Consider the following 15,498-nt stretch of genomic DNA (forward strand, 5'->3'; position numbering starts at 1 on the left):
CCTGGGGTCACAAGCGGGCTTCCTGGCACCGTCCACCTGTAGTCCGCTCGCGGCTGGAAAGCCGACGTTCAGGCGCTTAAGAGGAAAGGCAGCTAAGGGCCAAAAGGCGACATTGGATGCATCGTGACCCAATCGAGCCCGGCAAGGGCCCAACCTGCGGCACTATCAGTGCGAGGCGGCGCGCCGGAGCGCGGCCGCCCGGAAGCGCTCGATCGTCCGGCCGAGCTCCCGGAAAACGGCATCAACGATATTGAACGAGATGCAACAGTTCAGTGCTTTGCAATGAATGCAAGCACCGTATCATTGAAGGCTTGGGGGTTCTCAACCTCCATCTGATGAGATGCCGCCGGAATCGTTGCACGTTCGACGCTCGGCAGGCAGTGCTCCAGCATGTCGTCGACGAGACGGAACACCTTAGGGCTGAGCCCCCCGTCGACGAGCAATGTTGGCGCCTTCACCTTCTGCACGTCCTCGCATGTGGTGGGCGGGAAGAGGTCTCGCGATGAGGCTTCGCCTTTCAGTTCTTGAACATTGTCCATGACGCGCTTCAGAACGGGAGGTGGGATTTTCTCGTACGAACCATCGCCCAGTACGCCGTTCACAAATCGACGCACTCCTTCTTCGTCATTCCCCTGCTTGAATGCTTCGCTCGTAGCGATTGACCTCGTGATAATGGCGCTAAGAAGAGCATCTCCTTCAGGAGTCGTTTTCAGTAACGGCCATACGGGCGGTTCGCCCAGCGTCAGACTGCGAATGACCTCCGGGTGATCTCGTGCGACCAGGAACGCAATGAACGCCCCATACGAATGACCAACGAGATGAACCGGGGGTAGATTAAGTGCCTTGATGAATGCAGCCAGGTCTTTTGCATGTAGCGTGACGGAAAAATCCGTTGCAACTTTGGGCCATTCATTTGGATAGTGGTACCGACGACTGTACGAGATCAGTCGATATCCCTTCGAGAACGCCTCGAGCTGTCCATCCCACGTGCGGTAATCCTCCAGTGTGCCGTGCACCAACACCACTGGAGTTCCTTGCCCGAGCTCAATGTAATGGAGTGTGAGGCCATCAACTCCCACCTCTTTTGTTTTCATCTCCGAAGAAGACGCACCTTTCTGCTGCGCGAACGACGGACTCGCGACGAAGAACATGGCTGCTACCGATATGAGGACGATGTGTTTCAAGAGGAGCGTTCTCGGTTGCATATGACTCTCCTGGTGTTGTGAGACCTTTCTGCTTCGGTTTCGCTTAGTAAGCTGTGGTCTAATCCGCGATTCTCGGCGGTAAGGTGGGACTCTAGGAGTCGGATTACGCCCTATGAATCCGGTGGCTCGGGGTTCGAGTCCCCGTGGCCTATACGCGCGACGCGGCCAGAGTGGCCGATCAGGCGGGTCTGGTGGGCAGGGCGCCGGATCGGCAAGGGGCAATGAGGTGAGCCCACCGCTACCAATACTACCAGTTCAAACACACGCAGGGGGTGCACAAAACGTCACACCGTTCCCCAGGATCGCCTCGCGAGCGATTGCGCAGCTGACGGCTGGTCGACGTCGGCTCAGGGTCAAAGGCTGCCCTCGGCGTCTCCACGATAGCTTTCTGCTCAGCCCTCGGAAGCGGACTATGCGAGGCCAAGAGGGGAAGTCAGCCACGGGCCAACAGGCGACATTGAAGGCTTGGCTCGGACCAACAGAACCTCCCTCTCAACGCCTCGCGGTTGTTCCCGCGTCTCGAGCCTCCACCTCGGCTTATCGGAACGGCCTCGTTATTCGTTCACGCACAACTCGCCGCGAGCGTGCGAATCAAATCCGCCAGCCTGCCGACCGATGCCGGTGAGAAAAATGAGCCGACCGGTGGAGTTGCTGAATCGATCGGTTCCCTTGACGATCTTATCCAATTGGCTGAACGCCGGCGGCTCGGTTTCGTACACGCCAACAGTGCTGGTCGTGAATGTTCCCCCTTTTGCCGTGACTAGCACCGTTCCCGCGTAAGATTGCAGTGTTTTGGGCAACGAAGGCAGTCCAGCGGTTTCGGCCATCCCGTGCGCCGTGAAAAGCCACGTTGCGCCGTTTAGAGCGGGCTCGTTGCTCATGACTGTTCCGACAGTGCAAAGGTCGATCTGGCTTAAGCAACCTTCCTTGGTCATCTGAAGCGCAATTGTAGCCTCGAAGTTTCGGCACTGCGCGGGCTGTTGTGCGAAGCCGGCGCTTGTCGAAAGTGCAAGGATCAGGGTTGAAAGAAAGGCAGTCTTCATCAGGCCCTCCTACCTATGTGCACTTCTTACCCGCGAACCCAGAAAGCGAGCCTGGCGGCTGGTCCCTACCATCCGTTATTGCGTGCGACCCACTGTTTCCTTCGGGCATGCGGTTTGACTCACTGGGGTTACAGGCTGGTATTTTTTCTCGATGACAACGAATTGAATCGTGGTGTCTCCTACGTTTGCAAACTCGTGCCATGGGGTCGGAGGTACATCTAACAATGCGCCGGAAGTTACATTGATCTTACGCATTCCTTTCTCGTCCCGGATCTGTCCTTGGCCTCCGCTCACCACATAGCTTAGGTAACCCGGGTGTGAGTGGCAGACGTGCACAGCCCCCGGTTGGAACGTGCACCGGACCACGCTGACATTTGCGTCGTCAAAAAGCTTCTCGCAAGGTTTCTTGCCTTGCCACTCGACGGATAGCGCATCAGGCACGTCGTCGGCCTTTGCCATTTCGACGGCATTAAGGACACCGACCGCGCCGAGCGCGGCGATGCTCAAACCAATCTTGCTTGCAAGCGTCATGATACTCCTCCTCGTCTTTTCCAAAGGAGCCTCAGCGAACCGAGGGCGTTGCCTGCACAATCGAGCGCTATCCCGCGCCCGCGCGCATTGCGGATTGCCCACAAGTAGACCGGCGCAAAAGAATTGTCGGTTTAAGGAAGTGCGATGCCCGCCGAAGGCATTCCTTGCTGCATTCACCTCGAACGGAGACGTCGGCACGCCCCATCTCGAAAAGCAGCTCTAAAGAAGACTACAGCATCCCGCGCCGGCCCAAAAGTCCCTCTTATCGGCGAAGAGACGCCAAAAAAATCCGGTCCAAGCCATTGGCTCCGATGTCCGAGTTGGGTCATTCGCGTCGATCTGGCGGCGTTCTCGGCACGTCGGGTCTGGCTTCCACTGCTGAATACCGAGCGCGACCGCGATCTTCACCTTAGGGCCACAAGCGGTCTTCTCGCATCTCGCCAAAGCGAGTATCACTTTCTAACCGAACCATTAAGAGTGGAGGCGCAACCCTCCGGTTAGCCACTATGGTCACCCCACGATCGCATTCGCTGCTGATCTCGTTTCTCTTCGCCGTCTGTTGCGGAGCAGCGTCGAGTACTCCGCTGCTTGCAGCATCGACCGAGTTGCCTGTAGCGCTAGAGAGAAAATCGGAGTTGTTGGAGCTCCGATTTGGAGAGACCACAATTGCCTTTGAACCGGGTGCAATCCGAGCCGATCGTGCGTCAGCGGCTCTTCGTCAACTACACGCGTTCAGAAACTGAATTTCGGGATATCTCGCGACTTATGCCGCCATCCGGGCGGCCGCGGCTGGATCTATATCAATTCGATGCCACCGATCTGAAAGACTATTGGGGCGAGCAGATAACCTTCTACCGCCAGCCCCCGATGACTCACGTCAAGATACAGCTGACCCACGACGTGCAAATGCGTTTTGCAGCTACGGTCGAGCGATGCTTCTTCGAGTGCGGCGAGGCGACTATCAGGCACTTGATTTCATTCGTGAACAGCAAGGTCAAAAACTAGGAAAATGGCTAAGTCCGCAATGGGTCACAAGCGGCCATCACGTCCAAGCAGCGTGACGTCCGCCATCCAAGTTGACGAGAGTGACCACACCGTTCACCTACGCCGCCTTCAACACCGGCGCCGGCGGCTGCGACGGCCGGATCAGCGCGAAGGCGACCTGGATGATGCCGCCGGCAAGGCCGAGCGCCACGCCGATGCGCCAGGCCATGGTATAGGAGCCGAGCGCGTCGTAGAGGACCCCTCCTCCGTAAGCGCCGAGGAAGCTGCCGATCTGGTGGCTCATGAAGGCGAGGCCCTGGATCATCGCCTGCCAGCGCAGGCCGAACATCTCGGCGACCGCGCCCGCGACCAGCGGGCCAACGCCCATCCAGAGGAAGCCCATGATCGCGCCGAACAGCAGCGTCGAGAACGACGTCGCCGGCAGCATGAAGTACCAGGCGAGCGCGAGCGAGCGCAGGATGTAGATGCCGCCCAGCAGCGCCAGCTTGTTCCAGCGCTGGCCGGCCCAGCCGAAGAACAGCGAGCCCAGCACATTAAAGCCGCCGATCATGCCGAGCGTCTGCGCGCTGAGCATCGGATCGAGGCCGCAGATGGCGAGATAGGACGGCAGATGCGTGGTAAGGAAGACGAGCTGCATGCCGCAGACGAGATAGGCGCAGGTCATCACCACGAAGGGAGCATTTCCGAACGCCGCCTTTGTCACCGACGCGGCCGTGGCATCGCCGATGTCGTCGGCGGCCGGCTTCGGCAGCGGGATGGCGTCGATGCGGCCGGCATACCATGCCGCGGGGATCATCAGCACCGACATGATGACGAAGCCGGCAAGCCCGATGCGCCAGCCAAAGCCCTCGTTCAGCATCTGGCCGATCGGCGCCGACAGCAAGGCGCCGAGCGAGCCCGCGCCGGAGACGATGCCGAGCACGGTGGAGCGCACCGTTTCGGGCACCGCGCGCGCCGCCACCGACATCGCGATCGCCGCGGCGGTGCAGGCGAGCGAGGTGCCGATCAGCACACCGGCGCCGATCATGATGCTGACGAGCCCGTTCGCGATGGCCATCAGCGCGAGGCCGACGATATACATCAGCGCGCCAACGATCATGATGGGCCGGAAGCCGTAGCGCACCGTCATCGCGCCGGCGAGCGGCTGGAGGAAGCCCCAGGCGAGGTTCTGCACGGCCAGCGCCAGCGTGAAATCCGAGATCGAGATGTGGATGTCATGCGTCAACGGCTGCATGAAGATGCCCAGGCTCTGCCGCAGCCCCATGCTCAGCGTTAGCATGATCGAGGCGCCGATCAGGATGGGCAATGTCGGACGCAGGACCTGCAATAGGGGCATATCTTTCTCCCTCGTCGGCGCGGCGCACGCGCCGGCGTCTGCAATTCGCGATCATTTTGGTTACACAGACCTGTGTACTTAGGCTATAGAAGGCTGTTGCTGTCAAGCGAACAGGATGCGCGCTACCGCATGGCTCCCCTGCCCCCTCCACAGACGATGAAAGAGCGGATCCTTCAGACCGCCGACAAGCTGTTCTATCTGCAAGGCATTCGCGCCATCGGCGTCGACACCATCGCGGCCGAGGTCGGCATCTCCAAGCGCACGCTCTACAACCATTTCCCATCCAAGGACGCGCTGATCGCGGCCTATCTCGAGCGCCGCTTTGTAGCTCAGCGCCCCTCCGACAAGCCGCCGGCCGAGCAGATCCTCGCCACCTTCGATTCGCTGGAGCGGCGGTTTGCGGCCAAGGATTTTCGCGGCTGCCCGTTCGTGAATGCGGTGGCCGAGCTTGGGCCCGCGGATCGCGCGGTGAAGAAGATCGCGATCGCCTTCAAGGAAAGCCGCCGCGTGTGGTTTCGTGATCGCTTGACCGAGCTTGGTGTTGCCGACGCAGAGGCGCTGGCGACACAGCTCGTGCTGCTCGTCGATGGCTCCATCGCGCAGGACCTCGTCCGCGACGATCCCGCGATGGCCCGCGCCGCGAAGGAGGCGGCGAAGGTGTTGTTGCGGAACGCGGGGGTGGATGTCGGTGGGGATGCGAAGGCGGTGAAGCGAGGCAAGCCCGCGCCACAATAACAGCTGTCGTCCCGGACAAGCGAAGCGCCGATCCGGGACCCATACCCACAGGGCGCAATTTGACGAAGACTTGGAGTTACCAGCTCGCGCTATAACCCCTCCCTGGGGTTATGGGTCCCCGCGTTCGCGGGGACGACAGCTGAGGATGTGGCGACGACACCTGACTGCACGTCATCGCCACTTCGCGATGATGCCAACATGCCCCTGTTTTGCCCGACGAGTCAAGCAAAATTCCAAAAATCCGAATGCCGCTCTTCGTGACCGGCATCCCCTTGATCCGATCAGCTCCGGCTACTGTGCATGGGGTTGTTTTCGCGTTTTTATGCGCAGCCGGCCTCACGCCGCCTGCGACACTACGCGATTGCGGCCGTCGTGCTTGGCCCGATAGAGCGCGGTGTCGGCGCGCTTGAGGACGTCGGCGACCGCCTCGCCCTTCTGTTCCAGCGTGGTGAGGCCGATCGAGATCGTGACCTCGATGCGCTTGGTTCCCTTGTGGACGGCAAAGGGCTCGCCCGCAATCGAGCGGCGCAGTCGCTCGGCGACCATGCCGGCGACGTGCAGATCGGTCTCCGGCATCACGATGACGAACTCCTCGCCGCCGTAGCGGCAGGCAAGGTCGATGCCGCGGATCGACTTGCGGACGCGCACGGCAAACTCACGCAGCACGTCGTCGCCGGCGTCGTGGCCGTAATTGTCGTTGATCGACTTGAAGTAGTCGATGTCCAAAATCATCAGCGCGAGCGGCTTGCCGCGGATCGAGGCCTGCTCGGCGAGGGTCGCCAGATGACTCTCCATGTAGCGGCGATTGTGCAGGCCGGTGAGCGCATCGGTGATCGCCATCTCGATCGAGTTCTGCACGTTGTCGCGCAAATGATCGGTGTAGCGCCGGCGGCGGATCTGGGTGCGCACGCGCGCCAGCAGCTCGGTCTTGTCGATCGGGCGCAGCAGATAATCGTTGACGCCGATCTCGAGGCCGCGGAGCAGCCGCGTCGAGTTCTCGGGGTCGGCGATGGCCAGGATCGGCACGTGGCGCGTGCGCTCCAGCGAGCGCGCCTGGCTGCAGAGCCTGAGGCCATCGAAATTGTTGAGGTCGAGCGAGACGATCAGCAGGTCGTAATTGCCTTCGGCGGCGTGGAACAGCGCCTCCGTCGGATTGGGCTCGACGTCGATGGTGTGCTCGGCGGCGAGCGTCGTCGCCAGCCGCTCATAGGAGGACTGGCGGTCGTCGACGAGGAGAATGCGGCCGCCCTTCCCGGTGTCGGCCACGGCGCTGCGCTCGGGCGCCTGCATGCCGATCTCGAGCGAGGTGATGGCGCGCATGCGCAGCTCATCGGTCATCATCTTCAGCCGCGTCAGCGAGCGCACGCGCGCGATCAGCACGACGTCGGAGACGGGCTTTGTGAGGAAATCGTCGGCGCCAGCTTCCAGGCCGCGGTTGCGGTCGGCCGGGCTGTCGAGCGCGGTGACCATCACGACGGGAATGTGGTGCGTCGCCGGGTCGGTCTTGAGCCGGCGGCAGACTTCAAAGCCGTCCATATCAGGCATCATGACGTCGAGCAGGATGATGTCGCATTCGGCGCGCCGGGCCATCGCCAGCGCCTCGGTACCGTTCGAGGCGGTCATCACGTCGAAATATTCGGCGGACAGGCGGGCTTCGAGGAGTTTGACGTTGGCGGGAACGTCATCGACAACCAGGATACGCGCGGACACTGTGAACTCACTTCCTATCCGATAAAGCGCCGGACCGTCTCAATGAATTTGCCGACCGAGATCGGCTTGGACAAATAGGCTTCGCAGCCGCCCTCGCGGATGCGTTCTTCGTCGCCCTTCATCGCGAACGCCGTGACCGCGACGACGGGAATGGCACGCAGCTCCGGATCGTCCTTGATCCAGCGCGTCACCTCGAGGCCGGAGACCTGCGGCAGTTGGATATCCATCAGCACGAGGTCGGGCCGCATCTTGCGCACGAGGTCGAGCGCCTCGTAGCCGTTGCTGGTGCCGGAGGTCTGGTAGCCGTGCGCCTCCAACAGGTCGCGGAAGAGCTTCATGTTGAGCTCGTTGTCTTCCACGATCAGGACGGTCTTAGCCATCCCGCCCTCCTGTTTGGTCCGAGAGACCGATACATGTGACGCCTCAGGCGCCTCTTCCCGGCGCTTCGAAAACTGGATTCAAACTAGCCTCAGATTCGCTCTAGTTTCGTTAAACCCGAGGGCCCACTTTCTGCGATGTGGTTTCCAGTTGCTTGTCCCGGGCCGCAAGACTCAAGGCTGAGACTCGGGCATGATCCAAAGTAGACACCGAAAGTTAACGGAAAGGCAAATTGCGCCATTGAAAAAGCCTGTTCACAACCCCCGCGAAGTCGCTGAAATCGTTGCGATTCAGGCGCTGTCCTTCGTCGCCAGCGAGCCTGAGCGGCTGGGCCTGTTCCTGGCCGAGACAGGGGTCGGTCCGGAGACCCTGCGCAATGCCGCCTCAGACCCGAATTTCCTCCTCAGCGTGCTCGATTTCGTGCTGCGCGATGACGACACCGTGAAGGCCTTCGCCAAGGCCTCGGAACTGCACCCGACCAACGTTGCCGCGGCGCGGCAGGTCCTTGGCGACGCGCTCGGCGACCCCAATTGGGAGCGCGACGTGCCGTGACCGCTCCTGATACGGCCGAGCCCCGCTGCTTCTGCCGGGATTGTCTGGCCGATCTGGATATGGGCGTGCGGCGCTGTTCCGCCTGCGGTTCCCCCCGCCTCGTCCGCCACCGCGCACTGTCGGGCTTGACCATCGCCCATATCGACTGCGACGCCTTCTATGCGACGGTCGAGAAGCGCGACAATCCTGACATCGCCGACAAGCCCGTCATCATCGGCGGGGGAAAGCGCGGCGTCGTGTCGGCCGCCTGCTACATCGCGCGCACCTATGGGGTGCGCTCGGCGATGCCGATGTTCAAGGCGCTGGAGGCGTGCCCGCATGCGATCGTGATCCCGCCCGACATGGCCAAGTACGTCCGCGTCGGGCGCGAGGTGCGGCAGGCGATGCAGGCGCTGACGCCGCTGGTGGAGCCGCTCTCGATCGACGAGGCCTTCCTCGACCTCTCCGGCACCGAACGGGTGCACGGCATGATCCCGGCCAAGGTGCTGGCGCGCTTTGCCCGCAACGTCGAGCGCGACGTCGGCATCACCGTTTCCGTCGGGCTGTCCTGCAACAAGTTCCTCGCCAAGATCGCCTCCGATCTCGACAAGCCGCGCGGCTTTGCCGCGCTCGACCAGGAGGAAGCCCGCATCATGCTTGCGGAGAAGCCGGTCGGCTTCATCTTCGGCGTTGGACCGGCGACGCAGGAGCGCCTCGTGCAGCGCGGCTTCCGTATCATCGCCGATCTGCAGAAGGCCGACGAGATCGAGATGATGCGGCAATTTCCGAGCGACGGCCGCAGGCTGTGGCGGCTCGCGCGCGGCATCGACGACCGCCGCGTCGAGCCTGACCGCGGCGCCAAGACGATCTCCAGCGAGACCACCTTCGAGACCGACATCCGCGATTTCGCGAGCCTTGAGAAGATCCTGTGGCGGCTGTGCGAGAAGACATCGTCGCGCCTCAAGAGCAGCGAGCTCGCTGGCTCGACGGTGACCCTGAAACTGAAGACCGCCGATTTCCGCCAGCGCACCCGCTCGCAGTCGATCGCAGCCCCGACCCAGCTCGCCGCAAAGATCTTCTCGATCTGCCGCGAGATGCTGGCCAAAGAGATCGACGGCACCGCCTTCCGCCTGATGGGCGCCGGCGTCAGCGCACTGCGCGACGGCTCCCCCGCCGACGACACCGACATGCTCGACCGCCGCGCCGCCCATGCCGAGCGCGCCGTCGACAGTCTGCGCAAGAAATTCGGCAGCGCCGCAGTGATCCGGGGCATCGCCTATGACGGGCCGGAGAAGGCGCAGGAGTGATCGTGCCCTGCTCAACTCAGTCGCATTCGAAGATCCGTGCACCCGGATAGGCGCGCCTGGCATAGCGAACGACCAACTGCCGATCCTGAGTTTCCAGGAACGGCGTTCGGATCTGGCAAGACCCGACGATGAGGTGCCACAGGCCGTTGAGCTTCCGAATGACGACGTTCATTTGAGCCTTTCTCGCAGTGACCCGAGTGGACTCAAATTGTAAGAATCTCCCGCCGTCGCTCAATTGTACCAGCGTAAGATCAGGGTATGAGAAGGATTAGAGGGGATATACAAAGGTATGTTGCGTCTAGCTTTAGCGGCCGCTGGCGCCAACAGCTTCGCAGGGGTTCAAACGATCCTACCGGTTCGGAGGCTGGCACCGTGACAGGCGAACGCGATCTCGACGCGCTGCTGAGCAACATGAAGCCGGAGATCATGGACGGAATCTTCGTGTTCTGCACGCTTGCGCCAAGCGCGAGCATTCCGGCCACCATCAGCCCGATGCTGACGTTCCGCGAACGCGAAGGAACGACGCTGGTGATACTGCACGAGGACGCTGAACGTGCCGGACTACGCCACGAATTTCTCTCGCGCTTGATCACCCTGACAGTTCACTCCGCGCTCGATGCGGTGGGCTTTCTCGCGGCAATCACGGCGCGTCTGGCCGAATCCGGCATCAGCGTGAACGCCGTGTCGGCGTTTTATCACGACCATCTCTTTGTACCTGTCGAGCAGGCCGATGAAGCGATGGCTGTTCTCCAGGAGATGTCTGGCGGGAGGCACGCGTAGCCCGGATGGAGCGAAGCGCAATCCGGGCTACGGACTCACGGACACAGCGGAAGCAGTTGGTCGCGTGTCAGAGGCGCGAGTTTGACTGCTCCCGGCGAGGACGGATCGAGCCACAGGATCTCCTCGATCTCCGCACCGGGACTGACGGAATGCGCGATGACGATGCGGAAAACCTCCGCATCGACCAGCCGGCCCGGCTCATTCGCCGCTGGCGCGGTGTATCGCCCGAGATAGGTCATCTCGTTCGGATCGATATCGATCCCGAGCTCCTCGGACAATTCCCGCCTGAGCGCGACTTGCGGATGCTCGCCGGCCTCGATCTTTCCGCCGGGCTGCATGAAACTCTCGGTGGCCTTCTTCCTGACAAGCAGGACGCGTCCATCGCTCCTGCTCATCAATGCGGCCGCTATCCGAATGGCACTTTGCGACGTCATTCCGTCCACACCTCAATCCGCAACCGCGATCGCTTCAATCTCGATCAGCCATTCCGGCGCGGCGAGCGCGGAGACGCCGACGAGGGTCGAGGCCGGCGGCTCCATGCCTTCGAAGAAGGCGGAGCGGGCCTTGCCGATGATGGGTCGGAGTTCCGGCTTGTAGCCGACCACGAAGGTCGTGATCTTCACGATGTTGGCATAGCTCGCGCCGGCCGCCTTCAGCGCGTGGCCGAGATTCTGCATCACCTGCGTGGTCTGTGCGGCGAGATCGCCCTCGCCGACGATGCGGCCCTCCTCATCCACCGACACCTGCCCGGAGATGTAGATGGTGCGGGCGCCGGAGGCGGTGACGACGTGGGAATAGGCTGGATTGTGATGAAGGCCGCTGGGGCGGAGATGATCGAGCTTGGGCATGGGGGCTCCCTGGCGTTTTGTTCGTCGGGCAGCCTATCCGGATCGCGAGATCGGAGCCAGCAGGAAAGATGCGGCGCACGATGCCCCCGCTATCTCTCCCGCATGCTTTCATGCCGATAGCGCGCAAGCGGCGACAACAGATAGCTGATGATCGAGCGCGTCCCGGTCTTGATCTCGACCGTCACGGCCATGCCGGGTGAGAGATTGACGGATTTGTCGTCGATCAGCATCCGGTCCTTGGCGGGAGCGATCCGGGCCGAATAAACCAGCTCCTGCCCCTTGGGCTCGCTGCTGTCCTGTTCGGTGCCCAGCGATTTGTCGCCATTCTTGTCCGCAGGCTTGTCGCGGGTGATGGCATCGTGTGACACGCTCGTGACCTTGCCGTCCACCAGCCCATACCTGGTGAAATTGAAGGTATCGATCTTGATCGCGACGTCCTGGCCGACCTCGATGAAGCCGATGTCGCGGTTCGACACCATCGCCTCGATCTCCAACCGGCTCTCCAGCGGCACGATCACCATCAGCGACTGCGCGGGCGTGACGACACCGCCGACCGTGTGGATGGCAAGCTGCTGGATGACGCCGTCAACCGGCGCGGCCAGGCGCTGGAAGCTCCTCCTCTGCTCGGCCTTGACGACGTCCTGCATCAGGCCCGCGGCCTTCTGCTCGGCCTTGGCGAGGTCGTCCGACAGCGAGCGCTGATATTCGGCCGTCGTCTTCGTCCCGGTTTCGACCAGTGCAGCGAGGGCCGCGTCGGCCTCCTTGGACCGGCTCCTTTGAACCACAAGCTCCTGCTGCTGGCCCACCAGATCCTGCAGCTCCTGGAGATAGAAGATCTTCGATCCCAATTCCTTGTCGAACAGCTGCTTGCGCATGTCGACGCGTTGCTGGAGCAGCGGGATCGTCGCCTCGAGCTTGCCGATCGTCGCCGTGATCGTGGTCCGCTCGGCCTCCTTCTGCGCGACCTGGTGCTCAATCGAGGCCAGCTTGGCGGCCTGCTCGGCGGCCTGGCTTGCCAGAAATCGGCGCTGGACCTTCACGAGTTCGGCGGGAGCGCCTTCCGGCGGATGGAAGCTGGCGACCGGATCGCCGCCGCCGGTGAGCGCCGCGCGCAGCCGCGCCGCCTCGAGCTGCGCACCAACGAGATCGCTCTTGAGGTGTCCGAGCTCGGCCTCGTTCATCGTGGAGTCGAGATCGACCAGCACGTCCCCTGCCCGCACCGTCTGGCCATCGGCGACCTGGATCGCGCGCACGACGCTGGTCTCGAACGGCTGGATTACCTTGGTCCGGCCGCTCGGGATCACCTTGCCCGGCGCCACCGCGACGATATCGATGGTGCCGAGACAGGCCCAGGCGGTCGCCACCGCGAAGGCGGCGACGATCACGGCGCCGACGGCGCGGCCGACCGGATTGGGCGGCGCCTCGACGATCTCGAGCGCGGCCGGCAGGAAGGCTATCTCGTCCTTGCTGCGCACCGGAGCTCTGCAGGCCGGAAACGGCACGACCTTGCTAGCTGATTTCATGCAAGCCCGCCTGAAGCCGGAACAGCGTGGCGTAGCGGCCCCCTGTCTTGATCAACTCGTCATGGGTGCCGTCCTCGATCAGGCGGCCGCGATCCATCGTGATGATGCGGTGGGCCATGCGCAGGGTCGACAGCCGATGCGCGATCACGAAGACCGTGCGCCCCTTGGCGATCTGCGCCATGTTCTGCTGGACGATCCGCTCGCTCTCGTAGTCGAGCGCGCTCGTCGCCTCGTCGAGGATCAGGATGCGCGGATTGGTCATCAGCGCCCGCGCGATGGCGATCCGCTGCCGCTGGCCGCCGGACAGCGTGCTCCCCTGCTCGCCGACGATGGTGTCATAGCCTTCCGGAAGCTCGAGGATGAAATCGTGCGCGCCGGCGAGCCTCGCGGCTTCGATCACGCGCTCGATCGGCATCGTGGGATCGGCGAGCGCGATGTTGTCGCGGACCGTGCGATTGAACAGGATGTTCTCCTGGAGCACGATGCCGATCTGCCGGCGCAGCCAGGTCGGATCGACCATGGCGAGATCAGTGCCGTCCACTAGCACGCGCCCGCTCTCGGGCACGTACAGCCTCTGGATCAGCTTGGCGAGCGTGCTCTTGCCCGATCCCGACGTGCCGACCACCCCGACGAACTGCCCCGCCGGCACGCTCAGGCTCACATCGCTGAGAATCTCGGGACCGTCGATCCGGTAACGAAAGGTGACGTGCTCGAACTTGATGTCGCCGCGGATCGCCGGCAGCGCCGCGCGCCCCGGCGTGTAGACGGGCTCTGCCGGCGTGTTCAGGATGTCGCCCAGCCGCTGCACCGACAATCGCGCCTGGTGGAAATCCTGCCAGATCTGGGCCAGACGAAGCACCGGCGTGCTGACGCGGCCGGCCAGGAGATTGAACGCAACAAGCTCGCCTACGGTCAGATCGCCGCCGATGACGAGCCTTGCACCGAAATACAGGATCGCGGCCGTCGCCACCTTGCTGACGAACTGGATCGCCTGGCTCGCGGTATTGCCGAGGCTGATGACGCGAAAGCTCGCCGCGACGTAGCTTGCGAGCTGCTCCTCCCAGCGCCGCTGCATCTGCGGCTCCAGCGCCATCGCCTTGAGGGTCTCGACGCCCGTGACGCATTCCACCAGGAATGCCTGGTTCTCCGCGCCACGCTGGAATTTCTCGTCGAGCCGCCAGCGGAACGCGGGACTGACGCCGGCCGAGATGGCGATATAGAATGGAAACGAGGCCAGCGTGACCAGCGTGAGCAGCGGCGAATAGACCCACATCACCGCGATGAAGACGATGGTGAAGAAAAGATCGATCGCGATCGTCAGCGCGGAGCTGGTGAGAAAATTGCGGATGTTCTCCAGCTCGCGCACCCGCGCCACGGAATCGCCGACCCGGCGCGCCCGAAAATATCCGATCGGCAGCGCCAAGAGATGCCGAAACAGCCGCGCGCCCAGCTCGACGTCGATTCGATTGGTCGTGTGCGAAAACAGGTAGGTCCGGAGCGCGCCGAGGATCGTCTCGAAGATCGCGATCGCGACCAGCCCGGTCACGACGACGTCAAGGGTGGTCATGCTGCGATGGACCAGCACCTTGTCGATCACGACCTGGAACAGCAACGGGGAGACCAGCGCGAACAGCTGGAGGAAGAGCGAGCCGACCAGCACCTCACCGAGCAGCCGCCGGTATTTGTGGATCGCTCCCAGAAACCAGGTGATGTCGAAACGCCGGGAAAGGTCGGTCAACAGCGAGCGCTTGGCGACCAGGATCACCCGGCCGTCCCATACGGCTTCGAACTCGGCCCGGGTCATCAGGTCCGGCTTCGCGGCATCCGGCACCTGCACGATGATCTTGTCCTCCCCGGCCTTGCCGAGCAGCAGAAAGCCGCCGTCGCGCAAGACCGCGATGCATGGCATCGCTATCCCGGTGAACCGCTCCCACCTCGTGGAGACCGTTTTCGCCTTCAGGCCGAAGCCCTTTGCGCAACGCAGGATCTCGGTGACGCCGATATTGTTGCCGAATTGATGCCGGACCTGGTCCGGGCTCGCCCCCACGCCGTTCAGACGCAGCAAGGCGACGATCGCGTGAAGGCCCGGATCGCCGGACGACTCGCGTGCCGCGTCTTCAGCCATGTGCCGCCCCGTCATGTCTCAACTCAGTCACCCGCGGACACCTCGACGGCCGCGCGGCTGCACCCAACATCCCTCGTCGGGCATGAGGCGAGCGGCCGCGCAGAAATTCATATGATATTCTTGCGATATATGTTATATGCAACAAGCACGACTCACATACGAACGTAAATTCAATTGAACGGCGATCCCGACGCCCGCGATCAGGGGGGTCTTACTCAACACCGACGACATTTGGGTGAACCTTATCCTCAGGCCTGCATCGCTCTCCGCATCAACAAAATAGGCCCTATTTGGCCTCATGATCGAAAATGCACCGATCAGATTCTCATGATCGGCGCGACACCCTTGCGGCGTCGTTCGGCGCGGCCCGACGCGTCAACGCGACGCAACATCACATAACATTGGACGGGAATAAACCATCACTCACTGTGTTATGATAAC

16 protein-coding genes are annotated in these 15,498 nt (G+C 62.6%); 5 read left to right on the forward strand and 11 right to left on the reverse strand.

Going from position 1 to position 15,498, the window contains the following annotated elements; genetic code table 11:
- Window positions 1-269: 269 nt before the first annotated feature.
- The 3 genes from FOM02_RS40415 to FOM02_RS40425 all read right to left on the reverse strand — a co-directional run bounded on the left by FOM02_RS40415 (window position 270) and on the right by FOM02_RS40425 (window position 2,779).
- The gene (locus FOM02_RS40415) at window positions 270-1,184 is read right to left on the reverse strand and encodes an alpha/beta fold hydrolase (RefSeq protein ID WP_159073925.1); all 915 of its coding nucleotides are present in this window, start codon (window positions 1,182-1,184) and stop codon (window positions 270-272) included.
- 575 nt (window positions 1,185-1,759) lie between these two features.
- On the reverse strand, window positions 1,760-2,248 hold the full coding sequence (locus FOM02_RS40420; RefSeq protein ID WP_027559661.1) for a hypothetical protein: 489 nt from the start codon (window positions 2,246-2,248) through the stop codon (window positions 1,760-1,762).
- A gap of 75 nt (window positions 2,249-2,323) precedes the next feature.
- The gene (locus FOM02_RS40425) at window positions 2,324-2,779 is read right to left on the reverse strand and encodes a cupin domain-containing protein (RefSeq protein WP_028146267.1); all 456 of its coding nucleotides are present in this window, start codon (window positions 2,777-2,779) and stop codon (window positions 2,324-2,326) included.
- Between the two features lie 651 nt (window positions 2,780-3,430).
- Here FOM02_RS40425 and FOM02_RS40430 point away from each other — a divergent pair.
- Window positions 3,431-3,784, forward strand: a complete 354-nt coding sequence (locus FOM02_RS40430) for a hypothetical protein (RefSeq protein WP_141263017.1) — start codon at window positions 3,431-3,433, stop codon at window positions 3,782-3,784.
- Between the two features lie 97 nt (window positions 3,785-3,881).
- On the opposite strand, the gene FOM02_RS40435 is transcribed toward FOM02_RS40430, so the two are convergent.
- Window positions 3,882-5,120: an MFS transporter gene (locus tag FOM02_RS40435; RefSeq protein WP_027559664.1), complete on the reverse strand. Its 1,239-nt coding sequence runs from the start codon at window positions 5,118-5,120 to the stop codon at window positions 3,882-3,884.
- A gap of 129 nt (window positions 5,121-5,249) precedes the next feature.
- On the opposite strand from FOM02_RS40435, the gene FOM02_RS40440 reads away from it, so the two are divergent.
- Window positions 5,250-5,855 carry a TetR/AcrR family transcriptional regulator gene (locus FOM02_RS40440; protein ID WP_027559665.1) on the forward strand — a complete coding sequence of 202 codons (606 nt, stop codon included), beginning with the start codon at window positions 5,250-5,252 and terminating at the stop codon, window positions 5,853-5,855.
- Window positions 5,856-6,191: 336 nt separating this feature from the next.
- On the opposite strand, the gene FOM02_RS40445 is transcribed toward FOM02_RS40440, so the two are convergent.
- Both FOM02_RS40445 and FOM02_RS40450 read right to left on the reverse strand, forming a co-directional pair.
- Window positions 6,192-7,565: a PleD family two-component system response regulator gene (locus tag FOM02_RS40445; protein WP_027559666.1), complete on the reverse strand. Its 1,374-nt coding sequence runs from the start codon at window positions 7,563-7,565 to the stop codon at window positions 6,192-6,194.
- Window positions 7,566-7,579: 14 nt separating this feature from the next.
- Window positions 7,580-7,945, reverse strand: a complete 366-nt coding sequence (locus FOM02_RS40450; RefSeq protein ID WP_008566616.1) for a response regulator — start codon at window positions 7,943-7,945, stop codon at window positions 7,580-7,582.
- 238 nt (window positions 7,946-8,183) lie between these two features.
- Between FOM02_RS40450 and FOM02_RS40455 the strand changes: the two genes are divergently transcribed.
- On the forward strand, window positions 8,184-8,495 hold the full coding sequence (locus FOM02_RS40455; RefSeq protein WP_027559667.1) for a DUF3572 domain-containing protein: 312 nt from the start codon (window positions 8,184-8,186) through the stop codon (window positions 8,493-8,495).
- Window positions 8,492-9,781, forward strand: coding sequence for a DNA polymerase IV (locus FOM02_RS40460; protein ID WP_027559668.1), 1,290 nt, complete (start codon window positions 8,492-8,494; stop codon window positions 9,779-9,781). The genes FOM02_RS40455 and FOM02_RS40460 overlap by 4 nt, the downstream gene beginning before the upstream one ends.
- 16 nt (window positions 9,782-9,797) lie before the next feature.
- Here FOM02_RS40460 and FOM02_RS40465 read toward each other — a convergent pair whose 3' ends face one another.
- Window positions 9,798-9,953: a hypothetical protein gene (locus FOM02_RS40465; RefSeq protein WP_167336498.1), complete on the reverse strand. Its 156-nt coding sequence runs from the start codon at window positions 9,951-9,953 to the stop codon at window positions 9,798-9,800.
- Window positions 9,954-10,153: 200 nt separating this feature from the next.
- Between FOM02_RS40465 and FOM02_RS40470 the strand changes: the two genes are divergently transcribed.
- Complete coding sequence (locus tag FOM02_RS40470) at window positions 10,154-10,561, forward strand: ACT domain-containing protein (RefSeq protein WP_027559669.1); 408 nt, start codon at window positions 10,154-10,156, stop codon at window positions 10,559-10,561.
- A 35-nt stretch (window positions 10,562-10,596) separates the two neighbouring features.
- Here FOM02_RS40470 and FOM02_RS40475 read toward each other — a convergent pair whose 3' ends face one another.
- From FOM02_RS40475 to FOM02_RS40490, 4 genes are all read right to left on the reverse strand, one after another.
- Window positions 10,597-10,956, reverse strand: coding sequence for an NUDIX hydrolase (locus FOM02_RS40475; protein ID WP_416207744.1), 360 nt, complete (start codon window positions 10,954-10,956; stop codon window positions 10,597-10,599).
- Window positions 10,957-11,007: 51 nt separating this feature from the next.
- A complete protein-coding gene (locus FOM02_RS40480; RefSeq protein ID WP_027559671.1) occupies window positions 11,008-11,409 on the reverse strand; it encodes a RidA family protein in 402 nt (133 codons plus the stop codon).
- An 89-nt stretch (window positions 11,410-11,498) separates the two neighbouring features.
- Entirely contained in the window at window positions 11,499-12,932 is a 1,434-nt protein-coding gene (locus tag FOM02_RS40485; protein ID WP_027559672.1) for an HlyD family type I secretion periplasmic adaptor subunit, read from the reverse strand.
- Window positions 12,919-15,057, reverse strand: coding sequence for a type I secretion system permease/ATPase (locus FOM02_RS40490; RefSeq protein ID WP_027559673.1), 2,139 nt, complete (start codon window positions 15,055-15,057; stop codon window positions 12,919-12,921). The genes FOM02_RS40485 and FOM02_RS40490 overlap by 14 nt, the downstream gene beginning before the upstream one ends.
- Window positions 15,058-15,498 lie beyond the last annotated feature (441 nt).

The organism is Bradyrhizobium sp. SEMIA (assembly GCF_014844175.1).
Taxonomy (GTDB): Bacteria; Pseudomonadota; Alphaproteobacteria; order Rhizobiales; family Xanthobacteraceae; genus Bradyrhizobium; species Bradyrhizobium arachidis.

Bases quoted from the DNA above. Each gene is read 5' to 3' on its own strand.
- FOM02_RS40420 (WP_027559661.1), bottom strand. From the start codon at position 2,248: ATGAAGACTGCCTTTCTTTCAACCCTGATCCTTGCACTTTCGACAAGC.
- FOM02_RS40425 (WP_028146267.1), bottom strand. From the start codon at position 2,779: ATGACGCTTGCAAGCAAGATTGGTTTGAGCATCGCCGCGCTCGGCGCG.
- FOM02_RS40435 (WP_027559664.1), bottom strand. From the start codon at position 5,120: ATGCCCCTATTGCAGGTCCTGCGTCCGACATTGCCCATCCTGATCGGC.
- FOM02_RS40440 (WP_027559665.1), top strand. From the start codon at position 5,250: ATGGCTCCCCTGCCCCCTCCACAGACGATGAAAGAGCGGATCCTTCAG.
- FOM02_RS40450 (WP_008566616.1), bottom strand. From the start codon at position 7,945: ATGGCTAAGACCGTCCTGATCGTGGAAGACAACGAGCTCAACATGAAG.
- FOM02_RS40465 (WP_167336498.1), bottom strand. From the start codon at position 9,953: ATGAACGTCGTCATTCGGAAGCTCAACGGCCTGTGGCACCTCATCGTC.
- FOM02_RS40475 (WP_416207744.1), bottom strand. From the start codon at position 10,956: ATGAGCAGGAGCGATGGACGCGTCCTGCTTGTCAGGAAGAAGGCCACC.
- FOM02_RS40480 (WP_027559671.1), bottom strand. From the start codon at position 11,409: ATGCCCAAGCTCGATCATCTCCGCCCCAGCGGCCTTCATCACAATCCA.
- FOM02_RS40485 (WP_027559672.1), bottom strand. From the start codon at position 12,932: ATGAAATCAGCTAGCAAGGTCGTGCCGTTTCCGGCCTGCAGAGCTCCG.
- FOM02_RS40490 (WP_027559673.1), bottom strand. From the start codon at position 15,057: ATGGCTGAAGACGCGGCACGCGAGTCGTCCGGCGATCCGGGCCTTCAC.